Annotated in this window: 22 protein-coding genes; 11 read left to right on the plus strand and 11 right to left on the minus strand. The window is 49.1% G+C overall.

All coding sequences use genetic code 11. From position 1 onward, the window contains the following. Nucleotides 1-360 precede the first annotated feature (360 nt). The 8 genes from EKO24_RS04500 to EKO24_RS04535 all read right to left on the minus strand — a co-directional run bounded on the left by EKO24_RS04500 (nt 361) and on the right by EKO24_RS04535 (nt 6,295). Nucleotides 361-606 carry a YfhL family 4Fe-4S dicluster ferredoxin gene (locus tag EKO24_RS04500; protein WP_127028913.1) on the minus strand — a complete coding sequence of 82 codons (246 nt, stop codon included), beginning with the start codon at nt 604-606 and terminating at the stop codon, nt 361-363. A gap of 44 nt (nt 607-650) precedes the next feature. Further along, nucleotides 651-881 carry a 4Fe-4S binding protein gene (locus EKO24_RS04505; protein ID WP_127028914.1) on the minus strand — a complete coding sequence of 77 codons (231 nt, stop codon included), beginning with the start codon at nt 879-881 and terminating at the stop codon, nt 651-653. Nucleotides 882-884: 3 nt separating this feature from the next. Continuing rightward, nucleotides 885-1,370 carry a pantetheine-phosphate adenylyltransferase gene (gene coaD, locus EKO24_RS04510; RefSeq protein ID WP_127028915.1) on the minus strand — a complete coding sequence of 162 codons (486 nt, stop codon included), beginning with the start codon at nt 1,368-1,370 and terminating at the stop codon, nt 885-887. A 93-nt stretch (nt 1,371-1,463) separates the two neighbouring features. After that, the gene (gene rsmD, locus EKO24_RS04515; RefSeq protein ID WP_127028916.1) at nt 1,464-2,093 is read right to left on the minus strand and encodes a 16S rRNA (guanine(966)-N(2))-methyltransferase RsmD; all 630 of its coding nucleotides are present in this window, start codon (nt 2,091-2,093) and stop codon (nt 1,464-1,466) included. After that, nucleotides 2,083-3,516 carry a M16 family metallopeptidase gene (locus EKO24_RS04520; protein ID WP_127028917.1) on the minus strand — a complete coding sequence of 478 codons (1,434 nt, stop codon included), beginning with the start codon at nt 3,514-3,516 and terminating at the stop codon, nt 2,083-2,085. The genes rsmD and EKO24_RS04520 overlap by 11 nt, the downstream gene beginning before the upstream one ends. Further along, entirely contained in the window at nt 3,516-4,871 is a 1,356-nt protein-coding gene (locus EKO24_RS04525) for a M16 family metallopeptidase (protein ID WP_127028918.1), read from the minus strand. Before EKO24_RS04525 ends, EKO24_RS04520 begins: the two co-directional genes overlap by 1 nt. A 117-nt stretch (nt 4,872-4,988) precedes the next feature. Next, complete coding sequence (locus EKO24_RS04530) at nt 4,989-5,699, minus strand: hypothetical protein (protein WP_127028919.1); 711 nt, start codon at nt 5,697-5,699, stop codon at nt 4,989-4,991. Further along, nucleotides 5,696-6,295: a cupredoxin domain-containing protein gene (locus tag EKO24_RS04535; protein ID WP_127028920.1), complete on the minus strand. Its 600-nt coding sequence runs from the start codon at nt 6,293-6,295 to the stop codon at nt 5,696-5,698. The genes EKO24_RS04530 and EKO24_RS04535 overlap by 4 nt, the downstream gene beginning before the upstream one ends. A 42-nt stretch (nt 6,296-6,337) precedes the next feature. On the opposite strand from EKO24_RS04535, the gene EKO24_RS04540 reads away from it, so the two are divergent. The 3 genes from EKO24_RS04540 to EKO24_RS04550 all read left to right on the plus strand — a co-directional run bounded on the left by EKO24_RS04540 (nt 6,338) and on the right by EKO24_RS04550 (nt 10,908). Further along, nucleotides 6,338-8,218, plus strand: a complete 1,881-nt coding sequence (locus EKO24_RS04540; RefSeq protein ID WP_127028921.1) for an adenylate/guanylate cyclase domain-containing protein — start codon at nt 6,338-6,340, stop codon at nt 8,216-8,218. Between the two features lie 27 nt (nt 8,219-8,245). Further along, nucleotides 8,246-10,183 carry an acetate--CoA ligase gene (acs, locus tag EKO24_RS04545; RefSeq protein WP_127028922.1) on the plus strand — a complete coding sequence of 646 codons (1,938 nt, stop codon included), beginning with the start codon at nt 8,246-8,248 and terminating at the stop codon, nt 10,181-10,183. Between the two features lie 272 nt (nt 10,184-10,455). Next, entirely contained in the window at nt 10,456-10,908 is a 453-nt protein-coding gene (locus EKO24_RS04550) for an EF-hand domain-containing protein (RefSeq protein ID WP_127028923.1), read from the plus strand. Nucleotides 10,909-10,956: 48 nt separating this feature from the next. On the opposite strand, the gene EKO24_RS04555 is transcribed toward EKO24_RS04550, so the two are convergent. After that, on the minus strand, nt 10,957-11,868 hold the full coding sequence (locus EKO24_RS04555) for an FAD:protein FMN transferase (RefSeq protein WP_127028924.1): 912 nt from the start codon (nt 11,866-11,868) through the stop codon (nt 10,957-10,959). Between the two features lie 690 nt (nt 11,869-12,558). Between EKO24_RS04555 and EKO24_RS04560 the strand changes: the two genes are divergently transcribed. The 7 genes from EKO24_RS04560 to EKO24_RS04600 all read left to right on the plus strand — a co-directional run bounded on the left by EKO24_RS04560 (nt 12,559) and on the right by EKO24_RS04600 (nt 21,037). Continuing rightward, nucleotides 12,559-14,709, plus strand: a complete 2,151-nt coding sequence (locus tag EKO24_RS04560; protein WP_127028925.1) for an adenosylcobalamin-dependent ribonucleoside-diphosphate reductase — start codon at nt 12,559-12,561, stop codon at nt 14,707-14,709. 65 nt (nt 14,710-14,774) lie between these two features. Beyond that, the gene (locus EKO24_RS04565) at nt 14,775-15,452 is read left to right on the plus strand and encodes a TSCPD domain-containing protein (RefSeq protein WP_127028969.1); all 678 of its coding nucleotides are present in this window, start codon (nt 14,775-14,777) and stop codon (nt 15,450-15,452) included. A 141-nt stretch (nt 15,453-15,593) separates the two neighbouring features. After that, nucleotides 15,594-16,931 carry a hypothetical protein gene (locus EKO24_RS04570; protein WP_206667209.1) on the plus strand — a complete coding sequence of 446 codons (1,338 nt, stop codon included), beginning with the start codon at nt 15,594-15,596 and terminating at the stop codon, nt 16,929-16,931. 1,043 nt (nt 16,932-17,974) lie between these two features. Next, the gene (locus EKO24_RS04585; protein WP_127028927.1) at nt 17,975-18,229 is read left to right on the plus strand and encodes a Rho-binding antiterminator; all 255 of its coding nucleotides are present in this window, start codon (nt 17,975-17,977) and stop codon (nt 18,227-18,229) included. 113 nt (nt 18,230-18,342) lie between these two features. Beyond that, a complete protein-coding gene (locus EKO24_RS04590; RefSeq protein WP_127028928.1) occupies nt 18,343-18,927 on the plus strand; it encodes a hypothetical protein in 585 nt (194 codons plus the stop codon). A 160-nt stretch (nt 18,928-19,087) separates the two neighbouring features. Next, nucleotides 19,088-20,275 carry a porin gene (locus EKO24_RS04595; RefSeq protein WP_241674397.1) on the plus strand — a complete coding sequence of 396 codons (1,188 nt, stop codon included), beginning with the start codon at nt 19,088-19,090 and terminating at the stop codon, nt 20,273-20,275. 423 nt (nt 20,276-20,698) lie between these two features. After that, nucleotides 20,699-21,037, plus strand: a complete 339-nt coding sequence (locus tag EKO24_RS04600) for a P-II family nitrogen regulator (RefSeq protein ID WP_127028930.1) — start codon at nt 20,699-20,701, stop codon at nt 21,035-21,037. Nucleotides 21,038-21,118: 81 nt separating this feature from the next. Here EKO24_RS04600 and EKO24_RS04605 read toward each other — a convergent pair whose 3' ends face one another. Then, nucleotides 21,119-21,694: a MarR family winged helix-turn-helix transcriptional regulator gene (locus EKO24_RS04605; protein ID WP_127028931.1), complete on the minus strand. Its 576-nt coding sequence runs from the start codon at nt 21,692-21,694 to the stop codon at nt 21,119-21,121. A gap of 365 nt (nt 21,695-22,059) precedes the next feature. Between EKO24_RS04605 and EKO24_RS04610 the strand changes: the two genes are divergently transcribed. Further along, complete coding sequence (locus EKO24_RS04610) at nt 22,060-22,422, plus strand: DUF4156 domain-containing protein (RefSeq protein WP_241674398.1); 363 nt, start codon at nt 22,060-22,062, stop codon at nt 22,420-22,422. 153 nt (nt 22,423-22,575) lie between these two features. Here EKO24_RS04610 and EKO24_RS23560 read toward each other — a convergent pair whose 3' ends face one another. After that, entirely contained in the window at nt 22,576-22,734 is a 159-nt protein-coding gene (locus EKO24_RS23560) for an outer membrane beta-barrel protein (RefSeq protein WP_127028932.1), read from the minus strand. Between the last annotated feature and the right edge of the window lie 588 nt (nt 22,735-23,322).

Consider the following 23,322-nt stretch of genomic DNA (forward strand, 5'->3'; position numbering starts at 1 on the left):
GCAAAGCATTCGTTCATATCGCCATGATTAATTTGATGCTGACCAGGCTGTCCTCGGGGAAGGTATCAAACTTTTAAAACACGCACTAAACAAAACGTGTAGGCTGGAATATTTATGCTCCGTTGAGCGTTGGCGAACTAGACCTTCCAGGTTTTACGCCTGCCATGGATGGAGGTCAGAAAGTGCAGGAGCCGCCGGGAGCGGCTCCAGTAAAAACCTGGAAGGTCTGCTATTCGCATGTTTCCCAACTAACGCCGGCAAGAAACTGCCGGCATAACGACAAACGTTGCGCGTGGGAACGAGATAAGAAAAAACCAAACAGAAACTTCGTGTTTTCGTGACGAATTAATCCGCTTAGGTTTAGCCTATCAATTTCAAATATTTTTGATACAAACTTTCCTTGTCCTCGACATGCTTGGGATCCTTGCTTATACAATCGACCGGGCAAACATCCATGCATTGCGGCAAATCATGATGCCCGACGCATTCGGTACATAATTCGGGATTAATGACATAAATATCCTCGCCTTGAGAAATCGCACCATTCGGGCACTCCGGCTCGCAAACATCACAGTTGATACATTCATCATTAATAATAAGGGCCATACACACTCCTACAGATTACAACACGGACGAGCAATACATCTTGCTCATCCAAATAAATTCAAACACTTTTTATACAAACTCTGTTCGGCTTCTTCGATACCGTCGTTAGTGCAAACCGCCGCACATAAGGGGTCGCCATAGCGCTCCTTGCATTCGGTACATAACGAAAGATCTATCGCATAAGCATCCTCGGTTTGATAAATAGCTTCATTCGGGCACTCGGGCTCGCAAACGCCGCATCGGGCGCATTTATCCTCATTAATAACCAGGGTCATACTTTACTGGGGTCTAAACTTGTTAATTAAAGACTGGTGAACAAGGTCGGGAACAAAACAGGACACGTCGCCGTTCAACTGTGCAATTTCACGGATCATGCTTGAGGAAATAAACTCATATTGTTCAGCCGGGGTCAGGAACACGGTTTCCAATTCCGGCGCCAGACGCCGGTTCATTCCGGCCAGCTGAAACTCATATTCAAAATCGGATACCGCCCGCAAGCCCCGCAAAATCACATTGGCCCCGTGCTGTCTCGCACAATCGACCAGCAAGTTATCGAAACCGATGACTTCGACGTTGGCAAACTCCGACGTAACCGCCCTAGCCAGCTCCACGCGCTCATCCAAGGAGAACAGCGGAGCTTTACCCCTGTTAACCGCCACGGCGACAAGCACTTTGTGGTAAAGCCTGGACGCCCTGGCAATCAGGTCCAAATGCCCATTGGTAACAGGATCAAAAGTACCCGGATAAATTGCAGTGGTTTGCATAATCTGTGATTTTCAAAAAAAAGCGGCAATTCTATACTAAGAAACCGCTTTTAAATACCCATTTGTACAGTTTCTTGTAATCATAACCTGACGTTATTCACTTCGCTCAAACAGATGATAAGCAACTTCGCCGGCCGTTTTACTTTTCAGTAGCCGCCAGTTTTCGGGCATGCCGGACAAATCGGCAGCATTGCCGATTTGCATGGCGCGGCCACCCGACAGGGCGCGGGGCATGGATGCTCCGCGTGAAAAATCAAAGTGCCGTTCGGTTTCGACATAAATCTTGGAGTATTTAGCCAGCCAGCCGTTAGCTTCCAACTGCATACAGGTTTGCACAGCCAAGCCCATGCCGAACGGCGGATCGAGAAATACGACGTCAAAAGCCTGCGCAGCCCCCGACAAGTAATGCGAGACATCGCTTTGTACAACTTTCACCCGGTCGGCGGCGGACAGCGCAAGCGCATTTTCTTTCAAGCACCGGCACGCTTGTGCGTTTGTTTCTACCTGCACAACCAACTTGGCGCCCCGGGAAGCGGCCTCAAAACCCAACGCGCCGCTTCCCGCATACAAATCCAGGCACTGCTTGCCGGCAATTTCATACTGCAACCAGTTGAACAGCGTCTCCCTGACTCTGGCCGGCGTCGGCCTCAAGCCCGGCGCATCGGCAAAACTTAATTGCCGGCTGCGCCAGTCCCCGCCGATAATCCTGAGCTTATTTTTCACTCTTGTTTGCACTCCCGCCGACAGTGATCGTTTGCATTAACTGCGGGTCGACGCGGCGTTTAAACGCATCTTTTATCGATGCAACCGTCACTTTCTCGACGTAAGACTGGAATGTGTCCAGATAATCCAGCGGCATGTCGTAAAAACCGATCATAGACACATAGTTGGCCAGCTTTTTATTGGTATCGAAACGCATCGCAAAACCGCCGGTAATGTTTTTCTTCGCAGCCGTCAGCTCGGCTTCAGTAGGTCCTTGCGCAATAAAATCGGCCAGGGTTTTGTTAAGCACGTCCAGCGCCTGCCCGGTTTGATCGTTACGGGTTTGCAAGCTGATCGCAAACGGTCCCTTCCTGAACATCGGCCCGAAAGAGCTGCTCGCGCTGTAAGCCAGTCCGCGCTTTTCCCTGACTTCATTAAAAAGCTTGGACACCAATGCGCCGCCGCCCAAAATATGATTGCCGACATATAAATTGAAATAATCGGGATCTTTACGGAAGGTACCGGGCATTCCAACCAACACATGCGTTTGCGAGGAAGGAAAATCGATATGTTGCGCATTGGCTTTCGCCGGCATGGCCACTTCCGGCAAGGGCTCGGGCTTTTGGCCGGCAGGCAAGCCGCCAACCAGCTTCTCGGCCGCTTGCTCGGCCTGTTCCTTGGTCAAATCGCCGACCACGACCACCATCGCATTCGTTGCCACATAATATTTTTGATAAAAGCTGCGAAGATCGGCGACCTGCAAAGCGGAAACCGTAGCGATTGAACCGGGAGTCGGATGACCGTAAGGGTGATCGCCGTACAAAGCTTTATAGAAAGCAATGCTGGCCAGCTCGCCCGGAGATTCTTCCTGCTGTTTCAAACCGGCCAATGTCCGGTTCTTTTCCCGTTGAAAATCGGCTTCGTTAAAACTCGGGCTGGTCAAAATGACTTGCACGGTTTCCAGCGCTTTATCGAGCAAGGGTTTATCCGTCAGCGTACGTAGCGAAACGGAAGCCATATCGTTAGTAACGCCAGAACCGAATTGCGCGCCGACGCTTTCAAAGCGCTGGGCAATTTGATCGGCATTCCACTGCCCTGCCCCGGTATCCAGCAATGCGGACGTTAACGCCGACAGGCCGAACTGGCTGCCGTCGCGCGCGCTGCCGGCATCGAAAGCGACCTGTATATCGACCATCGGCAGGCCTTCGGTATGCACGTAGTAAACCCGGCTGCCTTGCGGCGTTTGCCAATTCTCGATTTTTGCGGCGGCCTGCGCCGGGTTACAAAACGCCGCAAACCCGGCAATAAATATAAAGCTGAGTTGAGCAGTTGGTCTGCTCAAACGAAACTTATGCCCTTTGGGTATAAAGCTGAGTTGAGCAGCTTGCCTGCTCAAACGAAACTTATGCTTTTTGAGTATAAAACTTAACAGATGAATACGCATTATCTAACTCCTTTTTCGATCTTGGTTTCAGTAATAGGCAAAGGTTCCAAATAAGCGACGCTCAATTTATCTTCGACCAAATATTTCAGCGCCACATCGCGAACCTGCTCCGCAGTCACCTGATTGACCTTATCGACATATTCATCGACTTTTTTCCAGCCCAGGCCGACTGTCTCCAGCATGCCTAACTGCATGGCCTGGTAAAAGCCGGAATCCCGCTCGTAAACGGCCTTGGCCAGAACCTGCGCCTTAATCCGTTGCAACTCCTCGTTATCGACCAGCTTCAGTTGCAGCTTCGCAATCTCTTCTTTCAACGCGTTTTCCAGATCCCAGACATTTTTGCCTTCAGCCGGCGTCGCCTCCAGCGTAAATAATGTCGACAACCTTGAGTGCAATTCATAACCGGCACCGACGGAAACGGCTATTTGCTTGCCGCGCACCAGGCCCGACTCCAATCTGGCGCTGCTGCCGCCGTCCAGCACGCCGGCCAAAACCTCCAGCGCATAAGCCTCCGACTCCTGCGTCGCAGTTTTTAATGACGGCACTTTATAGCCCATGACCAGATAAGGCAGTTTTGCCGGTAGTTTAACGGTCATTTTCCGCACGCCGAGCTGCTCGACTTCAACCTGAGGCTTTAACGGTTTCAGCTCGCTGGGTTTAAGCGGCGCGAAGTATTTTTCCGCCAATGCGAAGACCGCTTTGGGTTGCACATCGCCGACGACGACCAGCGTCGCATTATTCGGCGCATACCAGCGCTGATACCAGGCTTGCAGGTCTTCGACTTTGTAATTTTCAATATCGGAGGGCCAGCCGATTACAGGATTCCTGTACGGGCTGTTCGTATAAGCCATCGCATTGAAATGCTCCTGCATTTTCGCTTGGGGATTATCGTCGGTGCGCATCCTGCGCTCCTCGGTCACGACTTGCAGCTCTTTTTTCAACTCATCGGGCAACAGGTGCAAATTGCGCATTCTGTCAGCTTCCAGTTCAAAGCTGACCGCCAGCCGTGAAGCTTCCATGGTTTGGAAATAGGCCGTGTAATCGTCGCCGGTAAACGCATTTTCCTCGCCGCCGTTTTCGGCGATGATGCGCGAGAATTCACCGACCGCATGTTTGTCGGTGCCTTTAAACATCATATGTTCCAGCATATGGGAAATGCCGGTAATGCCGCCCGGCTCATAGCTTGAACCGACCTTGTACCAGACTTGCGACACCGCAATCGGCGAGCGGTGATCCTCTTTAACCAGTACTTTCATGCCGTTCTTCAGCACATGCTCCGACACTTTCGTCTCGGCGGCGTGGCTTGCAAAAACCGGCAGCACTAATAACGCGGCGCATAGTAATCGATTGTTCATAAACTCCCTCTTAGGTCAATGTTAAAATACTTAAAACCAAGCAAGAACCAACTCTCCAGATGGATTTTAATCCGTGATAATTCGTGTCCTGCTTTTCCAATTGCTAAATGGCGACGGTTAATGACGAATAACACTATCGACCGTCAAAACCTTATCCACCCGAATATTCTCTTCCGCCTGAATTTGCACGGCTTGTTGAATTTTACCTAAACGCCAATACCAAAAAATCAATTGATAATTGCCAGGATCGAGATTGTCGAACTGATAACTGTCGCCACTGGACAAGCGCTTGGCCAGCATATTTTTCTTCGATAAAAGCAGCGTCTTAAGCGCGTCATTATCTTCCGACAACAGCTCCAAATCGCCTTCCAGATCGATTTTATAATTTGCGGTAGCGCCGGCCACCAAACTGGGAAAAGTTTGAATATCGCTGTCCGAACCGGGGTTGGCGACAAAGAAATTCTGGCTTCGACCGGTATTGTTGTGAATCTGTATGCTGTCTCCCGTTGCCAACGCGATAGACTTTTGCGACATGCCGTCAGCCGTTGCTGTCAAGTGATGCAACTGCGGCGGCAAATTCGCTTGCACCAGGCCGACGTATAATTCATCGAGCTTGGCATAATTAACCATATTATCCTGATACTTGATTCCGCCCTGCTTCGTTTCTCCATAGATCGAGCTTCCGGAATCATGCTCCGCTTTCCAATTAAATAAGGGATGGGAGTCCGCGGACAACATACCATAAACGGCGCCTTTACCTTTGATGACTTTAGGCGCGTCAACGCAAGCGTTTAGCATCAAAACAACCAATAACAATAAATATTTCATTTTTTTACAATCTTTAAAGTCAGGTCTTTAACGGGAGTCTTGCCGACCGTTAACTGAATAGGTTCGGCTTTGTAGCGCAGATGCAAAACCACCGCATTCAACGTCCAGTTTCCTTCCGGCAGATTCTCGATTAAAAAATCGCCCGGACGATCCAAGAGCTGATAATAACGGTTAGGCAAAATGATTATTTTGCCCTCCATATTTTTATGAGCCGAACAATAATAATTGACGACGCCGGGATTTTTAAAAAGCTGCTCGAGCTTGGAACCTTTTCCCCCCAAGCCTAAATCAAAACTTGTTAACGGACTCAGGGAAAAAATATTATGATCGATTTCCTTGCCTTCGTCGTTGGCCCACTGCACTTTATCCCCGGCTGCAATAGCCGTTAACGGCGGGTGGAACTCGGTGTCTTTTTGCGAAATCAACACTGTTTTTTGAGCCTGGTTCAATTTAATCGAGGCATCTTCCGGCTGCGCATAAACGACAAGCTGTTTTACGGGTTCAGGCGAGTCGATATGCCCGGAAACGGATTGGGCCGCGACAGCTTGCTGTACCGATAAATACGTTAATAAAAAATAAAAACTAAGTTTCTTCATCTTGGTGTTATTCTCGTTGAGTCAGCGCATCGGCTTATCTTTATGAACCTCAATAAAAAGATATTCATCACCTTCTTTATTTCAGTTACCGGCTTATTATGCACGACTCTCTATCTAATTGATACGCAAGCCGAACAGCACGAAATCAAAAGAATTGCCAGCGATTTGGATGCCGCCCAAGCCCAGTTTCAACATGATTTGGAAATCGAGCAAAAACAAATCCAAACACTGACGCATGTGATCACCACGGACCAAAAATTCCGCTCTTTTTTAGCGCAGATCAAAGACAACTTTTATCCGTTTGTCGAAGAGATAGGCAAAGACACCCATGCGAATTTCGTGTTCATGCTCGACGCCGAACCTACAATCAGGGCCGTTTATTCGTTAAACGATCAGGGCGAACCGCCGTTGGCCGATAATTTTGCCGAATTTAATATCCAACACAACCTGGATACCGCGCAAATAGTATCGACCATTGTTAGCGTCGACGAAGGTTTATACAGCAGCCATATCATTCCATTGAAAGAAAACCTGAACGATGACTATGCGGTAGGTTTGATTGTCGTTTGCGACCCGATAAACGATGCTTGGCTGGCCCGGCTACTGGCTAAAAACAACGCGCTGCAAGCCGTGTTCTTTAACGGCAGCCACGTTGCCGCAAAAAATACCAGCCCGGATTTGGCCGCCGGTATTTTAAACAACCATCAGAACAACGGCCTCTTCAATTGGCATGACGAACGTTATATCGCCAAACGGGTTTTGTTTGAAACAAATAATCAACAGGCAGGCTATATCCTTAGCGCTAATTTGGACCAAGCCTTGCGCCCTTTTAAGCAATTGCAGCGCCAGGTTGCGATGATAGGCGGCGGTATCCTGTTAGCCGGCGCTTTATTATTCATGCTGATTTCGCAACGCATCACCCGCCCGCTACGCCTGATCACCACAGGAACCTTGGAAATTAAACACGGCAATTACCAACATCGCATCGGCTATCAAAACTCCGACGAAGTCGGACAATTAGCCGCGGCGTTTAACGTGATGGCCAACGACTTACAAGAAAAAGAACTGATTCGCAGCACCTTTAATAAATATGTCGACCCGGTTATCGTCAGCGAATTGCTCAGCCAGCCGGATAAGTTAAGGTTAGGCGGCGAAAGAAAAGAACAGACCGTGTTATTCAGCGATATTGCCGGATTTACCAATTTCAGCGAGAAACTGCCCGCCGAAGAGTTAATCAGGATTCTGAATGAATATCTATCGGCAATGACCTTGGAAATCAGCCGGCAAAACGGCATCCTGGATAAATTTATCGGCGATGCGATCATGGCTTTCTGGAGTCCTGAACTTTGCCATCAAAACCACGCAAGCCACGCCTGCCAAACGGCGCTGGCAATGCAAAGAAAATTGAACGACTTACGCCCTGTTTGGCTGGCTAACGGAGCGCCCGAGATCAATATCCGGATTGGCATTGCCACCGGCGACATGATCGTCGGCAATATTGGTTCGGAGCAGGCTCGAAGCTATACTTGCATCGGCGATAAAGTCAATTACAGTTCCCGTCTCGAAAGCTTGAATAAATATTACGGCACGCAAATCATGATCGACCGGCAAACCGCAAGCGGCCTATCCGGCTTTGTGGTTAGAGAGCTCGATACCGTCCGGGTTAAAGGCCGGGAAAGCGGAGAAAGCATTTACGAATTGGTCGCTACCGCCGATGACATTGACAGCGCCGCGCTTGAAAAAATAGCTCGTTACCGACAGGCGCTGGCCTTATACAGAAATGCCGATTTCGCCGAAGCCGCAGAGATTTTCGCAACGTTAAACGCGGATGCGCCGAGCAATGCCATGCTCAAGCGCTGCCGCTATCTGCAACAAAACAAGCCTGAAAGCTGGGATGGCATTCATTCCATGCTCGACAAATAACTTCAACCCAACCCAAGGATTAAATGGATGTCTGACGATAAAATTTATGCCATAAAACCGGAAATCGCGGCGATGGCGCATATCAAAGCTGAAACCTATAAAGCCATGTATCAACGCTCGATTGCCGAGCCGGAAGCATTCTGGGCCGAACAGGCCGAACAGTTCCTGGACTGGAGCAAGCCTTGGGATAAAGTAAGCGACTGCGATTTCAAGACCGCCCATATCCGCTGGTTTGAAGGCGGCAAACTGAACGTCAGCGTCAATTGCGTGGACCGGCATTTGGCAACGCGCGCCGATCAAGTCGCGATTATCTGGGAAGGCGACAACCCGGCGCAGGATAAGAAAATCACTTACCGGCAATTGCACGAACAAGTCTGTAAGTTCGCCAATGTCTTGAAAGCGCAAGGCGCGAAAAAAGGCGACCGTATTTGCATCTACCTGCCGATGGTCAGCGAAGCGGCGGCAGTCATGCTGGCCTGCACCCGGATCGGCGCCGTGCATTCAATCGTATTCGGCGGTTTTTCGGCCGAAGCGTTAAAAGACCGGATTCTCGATGCCGACTGCCGCTTTTTAATTTGCGCCGACGGGGGCCATCGCGGCGGCAAGATCGTACCGATCAAAGTCAACGCCGATGAGGCGGCCGCGCATTGTCCCGGCCTTGAAAAAGTCATCGTGATAAAAAACACCGGCAATGCCGTCGACTGGCACGACCAGCGCGATGTCTGGTATCACGAAGCGATGGCAACGGCTTCGGCCGATTGCCCAGCCGAAGAGATGGATGCGGAAGATCCATTATTTATCCTGTACACCTCCGGTTCCACCGGCAAACCCAAAGGCGTGCTGCACACAACCGGCGGTTATTTGCTGCACGCGGCGATGACCCATAAATACGTATTCGACTACCACGACGGCGACATTTACTGGTGCACCGCCGACATAGGCTGGGTAACGGGGCATTCGTATATGATCTACGGCCCGTTATGCAACGGCGCGACCACATTGATGTTCGAAGGCGTGCCGACGTATCCCGATGCGAGCCGCTTTTGGCAAGTGATCGACAAACACCAGGTTAATATCTTTTACACCGCGCCGACCGCGATCCGCGCGCTGATGGCGCAGGGCGACGAATTTGTTAAACGCAGCTCGCGCCGCAGTTTAAGAATTCTCGGCAGCGTCGGCGAACCGATTAACCCGGAAGCCTGGGAATGGTATTACCACGTCGTCGGCGACAGCCGCTGCCCGATCATGGACACTTGGTGGCAAACCGAAACCGGCGGCTTCCTGATCACGCCATTGCCCGGTGCAATCGCGTTAAAACCGGGCTCCGCGACCCTGCCCTTCTTCGGCATCAAACCTGAAATCGTCGATAACGACGGCCGCATCCGCGAAGGCGCGGCCGAAGGCATCCTGGTCATCGCCCACTCATGGCCGGGACAAATGCGGACCGTTTACGGCGACCATCAACGCTTTGTCGATACTTATTTTAAGAACTACCCCGGCTATTATTTTACCGGCGACGGAGCGCGCCGCGATGAAGACGGCTATTTCTGGATCACCGGCCGCGTCGACGACGTGATCAACGTCTCCGGCCACCGCATGGGCACCGCCGAAATCGAAAGCGCGCTGGTCTTGCACGAACACGTCGCCGAAGCGGCGGTAGTCGGCTATCCGCACGACATCAAGGGCCAAGGCATCTACGCCTACGTGACCTTGAACGTCGGCATTGAACCTTCCGAAGAACTGCGGCAAGAATTGATCGAACTGGTCAAGAAAGAGATCGGCCCGATTGCGCATCCGGATATTATTCAGTGGGCTCCGGGTTTACCTAAAACCCGCTCCGGTAAAATCATGCGCCGTATTTTGCGGAAAGTGGCGTCCAACGAAATCGGCAGCCTGGGCGACACCTCCACACTCGCCGACCCGGCCGTGGTTGACGATATTATTGAGCATAGAGCGAATAAATAACTGATATTCGATAAAAAACACTCCAAAGAACTCCGAGTGCTGTAGTTTTTTCTTGTTTCTACCTATTGCATGGAAACAAGAAAAAACAAAATCTATCTTATCCTGATCCATTTTCCTATTGACTCGAATTGGCATAAGCATTGCTTTGACATATCCGGAGTAGGGTTTTAACCGTTAAAAACTTAAAAAACCTCATTCCGGTCAGTTTATTGACGAATGTGCGGCATTTATTTGCCGCTTCGCATTTCTATTAGAAATAAGGGAGGAATAAAATGAGTATGTCCATTTCGGGTATGGGCGGCGTATATATGCCGCCCAAAGTGATGTCTGGGGCGAGCTCTCGTATGTCGTCGCCGACGCAGAAAATGTCGGACCTCTTTCAGAAAATCGACACCAGCGGCTCAGGCACTATCAGCAAGGCACAGTTCGAACAAGCTTTTCAAAATACGAATCCGCCGGCGGCTTTTAAGTCCATGGGGGCGGACGCCATTTTCAGTAAACTGGATCCTAACGGGACCGGCAGTGTTTCCAAGCAGGATTTTGTCGATGGCATGAAAACCATGATGGGTCAGATACATCATCACCATCAGGCAACAGCCGGCAGTAATGATAGAGCGGCACCGCCTCCGGCCCAGACGTTGGCAAGCGGTTTGCAGTCCTTGAATACGCTGGGCGGACAACCCGAGTTGGGACCTAGCGGAACCAATATTAATCTTTCCGCTTAATTTTTTGATCGGAATTTTACGGGTGGGCAAGGATGCCCGGCTCCGGCTTCAAGACAACGAAGATGCAAACAAACTGTCTCCTTGTCTTCCTTCATCATCCATCCAGAGATACCGAACCCCCAGCCCATCCAACCAACCGATTCCGTCCAAACCTTTCAGCATCGCTACCGAAGCAACGCTGCCGGCCACCAAACACTGATCGGCCAACACACTGACCGAGGATAAACCACGCACGGGCCATCCGCTTTTGGGGTTTAACAGGTGGCAATAGCGTTTTCCGTCGATCTCGATAAATCGCTCGTAATCACCGCTAGTCGCCAAAGCGCCTTTCTCGACATCAACGCTAGCCATAGGGCTATTTGGATTTCTAGGATGGCAAATGCCGATCCGCCACGGTTCGCGGTCAGGATGAGGACCGATAACGGCAATATCGCCGCCAAGATCCACCAAACCATGTTCAACACCTTGCGCCGCACAAAGGGCCGCAGCCCGGTCTGCCGCATATTCCTTGCCGATGCCGCCGAAATCCAGTTCCATGCCTGGAATCGAGAAGCTTAGACGGGGAGATTGCCACCGGACTTTATCCAAGCCGATGAACGGCAGTAACCGGTTTATCTCCGATTGTGCCGGCAAATTCAATACAGAAAAATCCCAAGCTTGGCGCAAAATACCGGACGTTATATCGAATAAACCACCGCTTTTTTTATAGCAGGCGTAAGCATAGTCCAGCAGTCCCGCGGTTTCTTCGTCCACCTCAATAACTGCGCCGCGTTGGGCCGCATGGTTGATTCGAGCAAGAAAGCTGCCGGTACGGTATCTAGAATAGCGCGCTTCAACCCTGAGCACTTCCTGAATAGCCGAATACGCAATAGCGTCAGCATCGGATGGGCTGGAAACATATAAATGCAGACAACACTCCGTTCCCATTGCCGTAAAGGAATTACTGTACAACTTAAGCATAATGAGTCACCTGTATTAAGGTGTTAGCCATACGGAAAGCTCTTAACTAAAGGCGTTAAATCAACGAGCAAATTGATTATGTCATATTAACAGCAAAAGCTATTGACCGTGGGTTTGTCGTTGACGAAGTTATACCCTGCGCCAGGAACAAGCAGAAAGTTAGTGCCGATGGCATGAATTAAATCCCGTTTGCGGCGCCGAGCACCGGAGCTTTCGGCGGGACAAACCGGCAGGATAGCCGATTTGCATGCGCAGCACCCGAAAGGAGAGGTACAGGGGCTGTACCGAGTGAATAGCCCGCTGGGTCGCTGCACGGATACATTGCACTTATTCACCCTGCCAACGACGCCTATAAGACAACGCAATGTAGGATGGATAAGCAACGCGCGTTCACCAAAACCGTCACTCACGCCATATAAAAACGCTGTCATTGTAAGAACTTTTGCAACTATTAATATCACAGCCAAGCAAGGCAAATATCACGCCATGCAGCAACATCAAAGCAGCGATTTTTTGGCCGAATAGCGGATTCCGACGTAACTGTTTGGTTTAACAGGTTGTTTTTATTTTTTCACAAAAACACTATATATTGTGCTATTCTAACCATATAGACACTATATATCGATGACCAGCCGTAAGCGGCCGGTCTTCAACTTTACTTCTCCAAACTTAACCAATAGGGATCTCTTAATGTCGGCAAAGCTACATGTCATTCCAAACACCGTGACTGAAATACCGTTTCAGGACGCCTCAATGGACATCTGGGATACGAAATACCGCTTAAAAACCAAAGATGGCGAAGCGATTGACGGCACCATCGATGAGACCTACCAGCGCGTTGCCAGGGCGATTGCCTCGGTCGAGAAAAACAAAACCAAACAAGAACAGCACTACAAAGAATTTCTGTGGGCCTTGCGTCAGGGCGTCATTCCGGCCGGCCGTATTATTTCGAACGCCGGCGCGCTGGAACACAAACCGTCCACCTCGACGATCAACTGCACCGTATCCGGCACGATCGCCGATTCGATGGACGATATTCTGGCTAAAGTCCACGAAGCCGGACTGACGCTAAAAGCCGGCTGCGGCATCGGTTACGAATTCTCGACCTTGCGCCCCAAAAACGCTTACGTGTCCGGCGCAGGCGCTTACACCTCAGGCCCGCTGTCGTTCATGGACATCTACGACAAGATGTGTTTCACCGTATCGTCGGCCGGCGGACGGCGCGGCGCGCAAATGGCGACGTTCGACGTCGGCCATCCCGACGTGGTCGAATTTATCCGCGCCAAACGCGAAGACGGCCGGTTGCGCCAATTCAACCTGTCGCTGCTGATTACCGCCGAATTTGTCGAAGCGGTCAAAAACGACCAGCCTTGGCCGCTGTCGTTCCCGGTCACCGACAAACAAATCCAACTGGACAACCTGGATCTGGCCGACGACAGCCAAATCATCTGGCGCGACCTGCCTTATATCGACGGCTACATCCTTAACGAAGACGGCCAGGTCGCCTGCAAAATCAGCAAAACCATCCCTGCCCGCCGTCTGTGGGACATCATCATGAGTTCGACTTACGATTACGCCGAGCCGGGCTTCATCCTGATCGACAAAGTCAACGAGATGAACAACAACTGGTTTTGCGAGAAAATCCGCGCGACCAACCCTTGCGGCGAACAACCGTTGCCGCCTTACGGCTCGTGCCTTTTAGGCTCGATCAACCTGACCCGCTTTGTGACAAAACCGTTCACCAACGACGCCGAGTTCGATTGGGACAGCTACCGCAAAGCGATCAAGATTTTCACCCGGATGCTCGACAACGTCGTCGAAATCAACGGCCTGCCGCTGCCGCAACAGCGCGAGGAAATCCTGACCAAGCGCCGCCACGGCATGGGTTATTTGGGATTGGGCTCGACCGTCACGATGATGGGCATGCTTTACGGCGATGCGCAATCGCTGCAATTTACCGAAGAAGTGACCAAGGTCCTGGCCGTGGAAGGCTGGAAAGCCGGGCTTGCGCTCGCCAAAGAAAAAGGCCCGGCCCCGATCATGGAAGAAATGTTCACCGTGACCGGCGAAATGCTGCACAAACGCCCGGAAATGATTGCCGACGGCCACCAAGTCGGCGACCGCGTACCCGGAAAACTGCTGCATACCAAGTACAGCCGCTACATGCAGCAACTGGCTAAGGAAGAGCCCGAGCTGGTCGCCGAGCTGATCGAAACCGGCGCGCGCTTTACGCATCACAGCTCTATCGCGCCGACCGGCACGATCTCGCTGTCGCTGGCAAACAATGCCAGCAACGGCATCGAGCCGAGCTTTGCGCATCATTACTCGCGCAACGTGATTCGCGCCGGTAAAAAGTCCAAAGAAAAAATCGACGTGTTCTCGTTCGAACTGCTGGCTTACCGCGCGCTGGTCAACGACGACGCGATGCCGTACAGCGACGACCCGGCCCAGCAATTGCCGGACTATTTCATCGCCGCCGACGACATCACGCCGAAACAGCACGTCGACATTCAGGCCGCCGCGCAAAAATGGATCGATTCGTCGATCTCGAAAACCGCGAACGTGCCGACCGATTATCCTTATGAAGACTTCAAATCGATTTACGAATACGCCTACGACAAAGGCCTGAAAGGCTGCACCACGTTCCGCTTTAACCCTGAAGTGTTCCAAGGCGTATTGGTTAAAGAATCCGACCTCGAAAACACCACCTACCAATTCACATTGGAAGACGGCCATGTCGTAGAATTTAAAGGCAACGAAGAAGTCGAATACGACGGCGAAATCCACACCGCCGCGAATTTGTTCGATGCGTTGAAAGAAGGCTATTACGGTAAATTCTGATGGCAGCGCAACAAAACCAAGAACAACAAACCGACGCCATCGAAACTTTAATCGAGACTAACGACATGAGCCATAAAATTACCAAAAAAATCGTCAGCTATAAGGTTCTGAGCAAAGACGATGCCGAACCGGCTAAACAAGAACCTGAACAGCCGTCGCTGGAAAGCATGCACGAAAACCTGACGCGCCCGGAAGTGCTGCTCGGTTCAACGTACAAAATCAAAACCCCGCAGTCGGAACATGCGCTGTACATCACGATCAACGACATGATCCTGAACCAAGGCACCGAGCACGAAGAACGCCGGCCTTACGAAATCTTCATCAACTCGAAAAACATGGAGCATTTCCAGTGGGTATTGGCGCTGACGCGGTTGATCTCGGCGGTATTCCGCAAAGGCGGCGACGCATGCTTTTTGGTTGAAGAAATGAAAGCCGTTTTCGACCCGCGCGGCGGCTATTTCAAAAAAGGCGGCGTGTTCATGCCGTCACTGGTTGCCGAAATCGGCTATGCGATTGAATCGCACCTGAAACATATCGGCATGATCAAGCCGGAAGCGATGAGCGACCATCAAAAACAGTTTCTTGATGAAAAGCGCAAGGAGTTTGAAGCGGCTCATGGGGAATCGGAGGGACAGGCGTTTCCTGAGAAAGCCGTGCTTTGTAACAAGTGCAGTACCAAGGCTATGGTGTTGATGGATGGGTGTATGACTTGTTTGAATTGTGGGGAGAGTAAGTGTGGGTGATGGGGTTTTTTGGTTTCAAGCTACGAAACGCACGAACCATGCCGATAGCAGCCTATCGCAATAAGGTATAGATTGTCTAATGATGAGACTATCAGCATATCTAAAGTTGGCAATTATTAATTTAGAAACGAGGAACAACCTATGGAATTAGCGAATATGAATGTGCAATCTTTCTTGAAAAGAAATCGCATAACTGAAGCTGACTGGGAATCTGCAAACATAGGTTGGGAAGAACTGAAGGCGATAGGCTTAGATCATCATAAAAATACATCTGACTTAGAAGCTGCAGCTGAGCTTCTAGCTAAAATGTTGCAAAAATGTAACTCAGTACATTCAGTTCGATGGAGAATTAAAAAACCAGAGCATCTAATGGAAAAGATTATCCGAAAGCGCGTAGAAGATAGCGAGAAATATAAGTCAATATCAGTCTCTGATTATGCTGATAAAGTTACCGACTTAATCGGAATTAGAGCAATCCATCTTTTCAAATATGAGTGGGAAGACATGCATAGCTATATTTTAGAATCATGGCATCCTACTGAAAATGTTATTGCTTATATTCGAGAGGGTGATGAAAATGCTACAGCTGATAGTTATAGAAAAAATGGATGCGAAGTTAAATATCATCCAGCAGGATATAGATCAATTCATTATGTGATACCAACTCAACCAGGTAAAAAAACATTTTTCGCTGAAATTCAAGTTCGAACAATTTTTGAAGAAGGCTGGAGTGAAATTGATCACAAAATAAGATACCCAAATTTTTCTAATAACGAACTTTTATCTTATTTTCTGGCAATGTTTAATCGAATGGCAGGAAGTGCTGATGAAATGGGAACTTTTGTAAAAAATTTAACAACAGAAATATCGCAACAGGAAATTAAAGCCGCTGAAATAAAACAAGAACAAGAAGATCTCTTATCTAAAATTGAAGCATTAGCTTTGGAACTATCCAAAGAGAAAGATAAACCTAAAGACAATAACTCTGAAAAGCTAAATGAAGAAATTAAGAAGCTGAGGAGTAATTCTACTAGCTATTCCAATCTCATAGATAATAAAACTAGTCTTTTAGGCAGCGCGTCCGCTCTATCCGCAATGACAGTCGCAGATCATTTGAAAGCTACAACCAGTGTGTCAGATTTATTGAATAAGCATGGAGCTAACCTTTCAGGCAGCGCATCCGCCCTATCGGCAATGACAGCCGCCGACCAGTTAGACGCTGTAACCCGTATGTCAGAATTATTGAATAAGCATGGAGCTAGCCTTTCAGGCAGCGCATCCGCAATTACAGCCGCTGACCACTGGAAGGCTACAACCAGTATGTCAGATTTATTGAATAAGCATGGAGCTAGCCTTTCAGGCAGCGCATCCGCAATGACAGCCGCTGACCAGTTAAACGCTCTAACCCCTGTGTCAGACTTAGTTAACAACCATAGAGCTGGACTTTTTGGTGGTAAGAAAAAACCAAGAAATGATTAATTTGCGCTGGTTCCCAATCTCCAGGCCGTAGGTTGGGCTGAATGCAATGAAGCCCAACATTGCCATCGGAACAATCTCCCTGAAACATAAGGTGTCGCTCACGCGACGTTTAATTGAATCGGGGTCTCGCCCCCGAAGGCGAGATACTTTTCTTTGCTCCGCCAAAGAAAAGTATCCAAAAGAAAGGCGGCCCGGTTGCCGCTTGCTTCCTGCGTTCCTCGCTTTCACCGGGGGTTGCCGGAAGGGCCATCCATGGCCCCCCGACAACGCGCGGCTTCCTGCCGCGCCCCTACGGGCTGTTCCCGGCGAAAGCTCCGGTACTCGGCGCGGCAAACGGGATTGAATTCGTAACACAGGCCGGTTTTCTTCGCTCCATCTCAACGATTGTTCGTTTCCACACTTTACGCTGGTTCCCAAGCTCCTGCTTGGGAACCCAGTGAGCAAAGCTCTAGCTTTGCGAGTCGGGAAGCTGGAGCTTCCCGTACTGAATTCCCAAGCTGGAGCTTGGGAACTAACAAACTAGCAAAACTATCCCGTAGCGCTACAATGTGTAGACCTTCCAGGTTTTTAAAACCTGGAAGGTCTGGCTCGCAACGTTCTTGCAGGACAGAGACTTTTGCGCGGGTTTCCTCGTTCCCACGCGCCGCGTGGGAATGCAGTGCAGGACGCGCTGCGTCCCGTATACCCCAGACGCTGATCGTGATTCGCGGCGCAGCGCGCCTTGACCACATTCCCACGGAGCCCGTGGGAACGAGAGCGGTCACAACGTGGCCTATCCATTGCGCTGGTTCCCAATCTCCAGATTGGGAACCCAGTCGGCGAAGCTCAGCTTCGCGAGACGGAAAGCTGAGCTTTCCAAACCGAATTCCCAAGCAGGAGCTTGGGAACTAGCAAAAAATTAAGCTCTACCCTGCTCTCAAAGCTCCGGCTTAGCTATCAGGCCGTACTGGAATTGTTTGACCGGTGCTGCTTAGAATGTTACTTTCGAGCCTGCGGGGAATTACAATTGTCCAATCATCACTTCGTCTGAATGGAGAAGAGTCATGAACCAACCTACTATATCCTGCGATCTTCACGATTACCTTGAACTCGCCTGCATGCACGGCTATCGGGTAAGACTAACGCTAAAAAACCATCAAATCATTGAAGGCAAGGCCCTGGATACGCTGACCACGGCCGAAAAACAAGAATACCTGATTCTCGGTATCGGACACGAACAATCGCGGGTCGAGTTAAACCAACTCAAGAAAATGGAAGCTCTCACGCCCAATGCCAAATTTAAGGAAGTCTCCTTTTAACGCGACAAGACGCAATCGCCGGCTCCCAAGCTCCTGCTTGGAGAACCGGCCCACAGCGGTGAGGCGCGAACCGCACGGGAAGTCTGAATCGAATCAACAGATTAAATCAGCCCATGGCTACAAACCTGATCCTTTTTTTCCTGTATTTGGTGGCGGTGGTTTATTTCCTGGGCCTTGCCCTCACCGGTAAATCAACGCCGACAAATATCAAAGACGCCTACATGTATGCAGGCACGCTCGCGATGATAGGCATTATTAGCGAGGTAGCGATCAATAGCTTTTACAGAACGGTTTTCGATTCGCCGCTCTGGCTCTATCAGGTCGCGCCGATTCATGGCGGCGATACGTCGGTGTTTGCTTTTTTTCAATGGCCGCTGTTCGGCTACCATCTTTATTTTGTCCGGAAAAAGATTCAGTCTTATCGGTTCAAATACGAGGCTGCTGTTTTTGCTTTTGCAGTCTCTGTCGATGCGTTGTTGCTGGAAACATTCGCCAACATTTCAAGCGCTATTTCCCTGAATACGTTCATTTTCTATTACCTGCCCGGCGACCTGGGCCATTTTACTTCGCTGAGGGTCTATCCTTTTTACCTGCTCGGCGGCGCGATACTGAATGAAACCTTTAAACGATTCAAGACAGATCCGCTGTTTTTCGGCAACCTGGGCTTTGTTATTGCGTTTATTTTTGTATTTTTATAACTATGTAGAACAGCCCGGAATCGCAGCCCTATAATCAAGGTAGAATCATAACGCGATGTTTTGATTTATAATGCCGAGATCAAGGTCAACCCAACGAATCCCCCGATTACTCGCAATAGCAATTTTTAATCAGAGACTTAACTCCATCTTATCTTCGACTGTGATTGCTTTAGAAACTTCAATGTCCGTTCGGCAAGCCTGCTTGGCTATCTTTCTTTTAACTACATGCGGTTCGGCAAAAAGCGAAGGCCTGTTTTCGGCAGTTAGCGGCAAAGATATTAATCAGTTAGAACTAATGCAAAAGCATGGGCTAAATGCCGGCGGTTGGCTGGCAGTTGGCGCTACTTATGCTACCGATAACCAGGCAAATCACAACAACTCGCCGATATCGTTTAACGATCAAAGTAACAAGGTATTGCTTAATCAGGCTAACTTGTTTGTAGAACGCTTAGTCGATATGGACGCAAACGAATGGAACGTCGGCGGCCGGATAGATGTACTATTTGGCACGGATAGCCGCTTTACTCACGCTACCGGCCTTGACGATAAACTCATCAATGAACGGGATCTGGGACATTACGATTTAGCTATTCCCCAGGCTTATATGGAAGTATTCATGCCTTTCGGTAAAGGCATCACGGCCAAGATCGGGCATTTTTATACGGTTATCGGTCATGAAGTCGTGACTGCGCCGAATAACTTTTTTTATTCCCATTCTTATGCGATGCAATACGGCGAGCCTTTTACCCACAGCGGGGTGTTGTTTAGCTATGCCGTTAATAACAACTTCACTGTCAATAGCGGCGCAGTCACAGGCTGGGACAATTTCGATAAAAACCTGTCTAACTGGAACTTTCTGGGCGACCTGTCATGGACAAACGATGAGGCAAGCAGCGCGGCTTCATGGTCTATCATCAGCGGCGACGTGGGCAATAAAGCCGCATCGTCAAACAGAACGTTATCAAGCTTGGTTATATCGCAAAGGCTTGGCGATAAGCTGCAATATGTCTTTCAAAACGATATTGGCTATCAGCGACAAGCTGTTAATTCGTTAAACGATGTGTTTTGGTACGGTATTAACCAATATTTATTTTATGACCTTAGCGATACAGTTTCTGCCGGCATCAGGGGCGAATGGTTTCGCGATAATAACGGCACCCGTCTTAATATCGGCAGCCCGGGCGATTACTACGCGATAACTGCCGGAGTCAACTGGAAAGCAATTGGCTGGCTTACGTTGCGCCCTGAACTTCGTTACGACTGGGCGCACTCAAAAACTAAAGCTTACAATAATCACACACAAGATAATCAGCTGGAACTCGCCGTGGATATGGTTGTTACGTTCTAAGCATCGTTGTTGCCGCTGATCTCATCCTTTATAAAAATCTTAGGCCGGTGTAGTTCCGGATCGGTCTTATATTTTCAGATATCCCCTTATCGCTTCCCCGCAGTGCTTTGCAAAATAATAGGGTTAATTTCCTATTCAAGATATTAACGCGTTAGCCGTATTTACCCACGTTGACTGTTGAATTAACTTGATCTTGGTTTTGAATCAATACTATAATAAAAGCGATTCGAAACCACAATCCCTGTTTCGGATTCCATTTTCCTTATCCTTTAAGGCGAATGTAATTCGACAATCTACAAAAGCCATGCCACTGTCTTTATTGGCAACACTTCAAGCGCGGATAACTAGGTACAGACAAGGAATTTGTGCGAAAAAAACCAATTTTTAGCAGCGATATAGCCCTGGTTGTTCTGGAGTGAATGAATGAAATTAGTAACCGCAATAATAAGACCGCATATGTTGGATGACGTACGAGCTGCGCTCGTCGATATAGGGGTTAGTGGTCTGACTGCCTCGGAGGTAAAAGGCTTTGGCCGTCAAAAAGGCCATACGGAACTTTACCGGGGCGCGGAGTATGTAATCGATTTCCTTCCGAAAGTAACGCTTGAAATTGCCGTGTCCGATCACAGCCTGGATAACGTAATTGAGACGATTATGACCGTCGCGAATACCGGCAAAATCGGCGACGGCAAGATCTTCGTTAAAAGCCTGGAGCAAGTCATTCGGATACGCACCGGCGAAACCGGCGATGCCGCTCTTTGACGATTAAATGGTTAAGCCATTTTTTGATCGGGTAATGCGCAAAATAACACGTGTGGTACTAACGGTAATTGATCAGGATACTCACAACCGCCATAAAACCATGGTGTGCTCCTGGCAAATCTGTTCACTATCCGGTTCAGAGAGCAGTTGTTTGGTTAAGCCGCATAAAAAACCATCGTCTGTTAGCGTAAAATAATGGCACGTCTTGCACACGCCGAACGATTGCGTTCGGTTGGCTTTCTGGAGCGCCGCCAGCGTGTTAGAAAAAGCAATCTCGTAACTAAGAATGTCTTCTTTATTCTCCATCATCGCGGCCGCTTTAATAAATAACTCGGCGGGTTTGGCTTGCTCCAGAATTTTCCGGCCTTCCGGTAATAACTCAAGATGAACAACGCGCCCATCATTGGGGTCGGTCGCTTTTTTTATATAGCCTTTCTTTTCCAATAACGATACGGTTTGAGAAACGGTACCCTTGGTCATGCCGAGATAATTGGTGAGTGCGCCTGGAGTATCGCTGTATTTGTTGCAACGCGACAAATAGTTCAGAGCCTGCAAATGCACGGCTTGCAAACCTACTGCGGCACATTTTTTTCGTTCTTCCGAACGAATTAAAGCCGACATGCGCTCAATCAAATCGAATAAATCAACTGTTTCCATAGGTGGTTATCAAAAATATCAGCAAGAAAAATGTTTATCTGTATGCAGGTCGATGTTGGCGATTTTTCAGTATTTTTTATCTAGCAATCCAGATACCTGAATTGTACTAGAAAAAAGACATTGTTTGCTTCAAGCAATCGTAGACGGCTTTACAGATATATCGCCTGCAATTTCTCTTTAATTATGAAATACATTCCGATGCTTCATGTCTCATTTATTTTTGATGAAAATTTGTAAAAAACTAGCGCGGCATATTTACTTTTGAATCAATACCATCTAACCTATTATTTCGTTTCGATACGAAATTAATTAAGCTGCATCACTAATTTTCCCATCCTTTTAATAATAACAACTAATGAGATTTTATGAGCGCACACACTTTCTTAAAGATGCATTTTTTCCGCAACTTAGTAACCGTAATGTTGCTGTTTTTTGCCTCCGGCAATTTGTTTGCAGAGGTTCATATTGCGAGCGAAACGGATATTCAAGGGTGCGAGTATTTGGCTGAAGTGGATGGTAGTTCCGGATACGGCAAGAATCATAATTGGCAAAACCTCGCGAAACTCTCAGCGCTTAACAAAGCAGAACAACTGACCGCAACGCATATTACTATGGTTAATCTTCATCCAATCGGCGCTTTCAATGGCGTTGCCATAGCCAGAGCCTATCGTTGCGGGCCTAACCAAGTTAACGAGGCATCGATAAATCAGGCCAATGAACACTTATAACTGGACTGTACTCGTCTACCGGGAATTTCGATTTTATGCAACAAACGCTCTCTCCAATTCTTTTATAGGCACTGAAATTCCCGCCAGCCTTACATTAGAAATTTACAACGGCATCGACTGGTCAAACCGCCGACCTTCATCATGAGGAGATATTTAAGCCTGCCTCCAATCGTATCGGGTTTCAGAACGAACTATCAACCAAAACTTGGGCTTCCAATTTAAGCCCACCGACACATCGTAATAACCGGCATCTTCACGTCTGTAACGAAAGCCGTTTTGATCTCGAAACCAACCGATGCCAAGCTTTGACATGCGTTTTGCCCGCTGATGATTTCGCGCGGCGTTCCTTGAAAGAGTGCTTGGTGGTTTTCCCTAAACACACCTTGGTAGGCATGCCGGAAGTCGGTGTTGGTGTGGGTGGCCCGGTAAGCATCGCGGATGCCGGCCCAGAGCTGGCGGCAACTGTCCGCGCTCCGATCACCCGCGAACCAAGAAAAGAAATGCTATCGCTCAACCTATGGAATGGCATTTTACTAATGACGATGCACAGGTAACGTTAAAGAAACTTTCTCCGGCATTACAAGAGCGATTGAGCACTAAAGCGTTTCTTTGTTAGTTAGAAACATAGCCCAAATTATTCCAATATAAGGTGTCGCTAGCGCGACGGTTTATTTGAATCGGGGTCTCGCCCCCGAGGGCGAGTTACTTTCTTTTGCGTCGCCTCGGCAACTGCTCCTGCGTTGCTCTCGATCGCTGTTCCAGACGCGATTCTACCTCTCCCATCCGTGGGGTCGTACCTCCTGCATCCATGCAGTCGAAAAGAAAGTAACCAAAGACCAATCCGCCGGGAGCGGATTGGGACGCCAACGGCGCACGAAGTGCGAGCGCCGGGAGGGCGCG

The organism is Candidatus Methylobacter oryzae (assembly GCF_003994235.2).
Lineage (GTDB): Bacteria > Pseudomonadota > Gammaproteobacteria > Methylococcales > Methylomonadaceae > Methylobacter_A > Methylobacter_A oryzae.

Bases quoted from the DNA above. Each gene is read 5' to 3' on its own strand.
- EKO24_RS04500 (WP_127028913.1), bottom strand. From the start codon at position 606: ATGGCCCTTATTATTAATGATGAATGTATCAACTGTGATGTTTGCGAG.
- EKO24_RS04505 (WP_127028914.1), bottom strand. From the start codon at position 881: ATGACCCTGGTTATTAATGAGGATAAATGCGCCCGATGCGGCGTTTGC.
- coaD (WP_127028915.1), bottom strand. From the start codon at position 1,370: ATGCAAACCACTGCAATTTATCCGGGTACTTTTGATCCTGTTACCAAT.
- EKO24_RS04520 (WP_127028917.1), bottom strand. From the start codon at position 3,516: ATGCGTATTCATCTGTTAAGTTTTATACTCAAAAAGCATAAGTTTCGT.
- EKO24_RS04525 (WP_127028918.1), bottom strand. From the start codon at position 4,871: ATGAACAATCGATTACTATGCGCCGCGTTATTAGTGCTGCCGGTTTTT.
- EKO24_RS04530 (WP_127028919.1), bottom strand. From the start codon at position 5,699: ATGAAATATTTATTGTTATTGGTTGTTTTGATGCTAAACGCTTGCGTT.
- EKO24_RS04535 (WP_127028920.1), bottom strand. From the start codon at position 6,295: ATGAAGAAACTTAGTTTTTATTTTTTATTAACGTATTTATCGGTACAG.
- EKO24_RS04540 (WP_127028921.1), top strand. From the start codon at position 6,338: ATGAACCTCAATAAAAAGATATTCATCACCTTCTTTATTTCAGTTACC.
- acs (WP_127028922.1), top strand. From the start codon at position 8,246: ATGTCTGACGATAAAATTTATGCCATAAAACCGGAAATCGCGGCGATG.
- EKO24_RS04550 (WP_127028923.1), top strand. From the start codon at position 10,456: ATGAGTATGTCCATTTCGGGTATGGGCGGCGTATATATGCCGCCCAAA.
- EKO24_RS04555 (WP_127028924.1), bottom strand. From the start codon at position 11,868: ATGCTTAAGTTGTACAGTAATTCCTTTACGGCAATGGGAACGGAGTGT.
- EKO24_RS04560 (WP_127028925.1), top strand. From the start codon at position 12,559: ATGTCGGCAAAGCTACATGTCATTCCAAACACCGTGACTGAAATACCG.
- EKO24_RS04565 (WP_127028969.1), top strand. From the start codon at position 14,775: ATGAGCCATAAAATTACCAAAAAAATCGTCAGCTATAAGGTTCTGAGC.
- EKO24_RS04570 (WP_206667209.1), top strand. From the start codon at position 15,594: ATGGAATTAGCGAATATGAATGTGCAATCTTTCTTGAAAAGAAATCGC.
- EKO24_RS04585 (WP_127028927.1), top strand. From the start codon at position 17,975: ATGAACCAACCTACTATATCCTGCGATCTTCACGATTACCTTGAACTC.
- EKO24_RS04590 (WP_127028928.1), top strand. From the start codon at position 18,343: ATGGCTACAAACCTGATCCTTTTTTTCCTGTATTTGGTGGCGGTGGTT.
- EKO24_RS04600 (WP_127028930.1), top strand. From the start codon at position 20,699: ATGAAATTAGTAACCGCAATAATAAGACCGCATATGTTGGATGACGTA.
- EKO24_RS04605 (WP_127028931.1), bottom strand. From the start codon at position 21,694: ATGGAAACAGTTGATTTATTCGATTTGATTGAGCGCATGTCGGCTTTA.
- EKO24_RS04610 (WP_241674398.1), top strand. From the start codon at position 22,060: ATGAGCGCACACACTTTCTTAAAGATGCATTTTTTCCGCAACTTAGTA.
- EKO24_RS23560 (WP_127028932.1), bottom strand. From the start codon at position 22,734: ATGTCAAAGCTTGGCATCGGTTGGTTTCGAGATCAAAACGGCTTTCGT.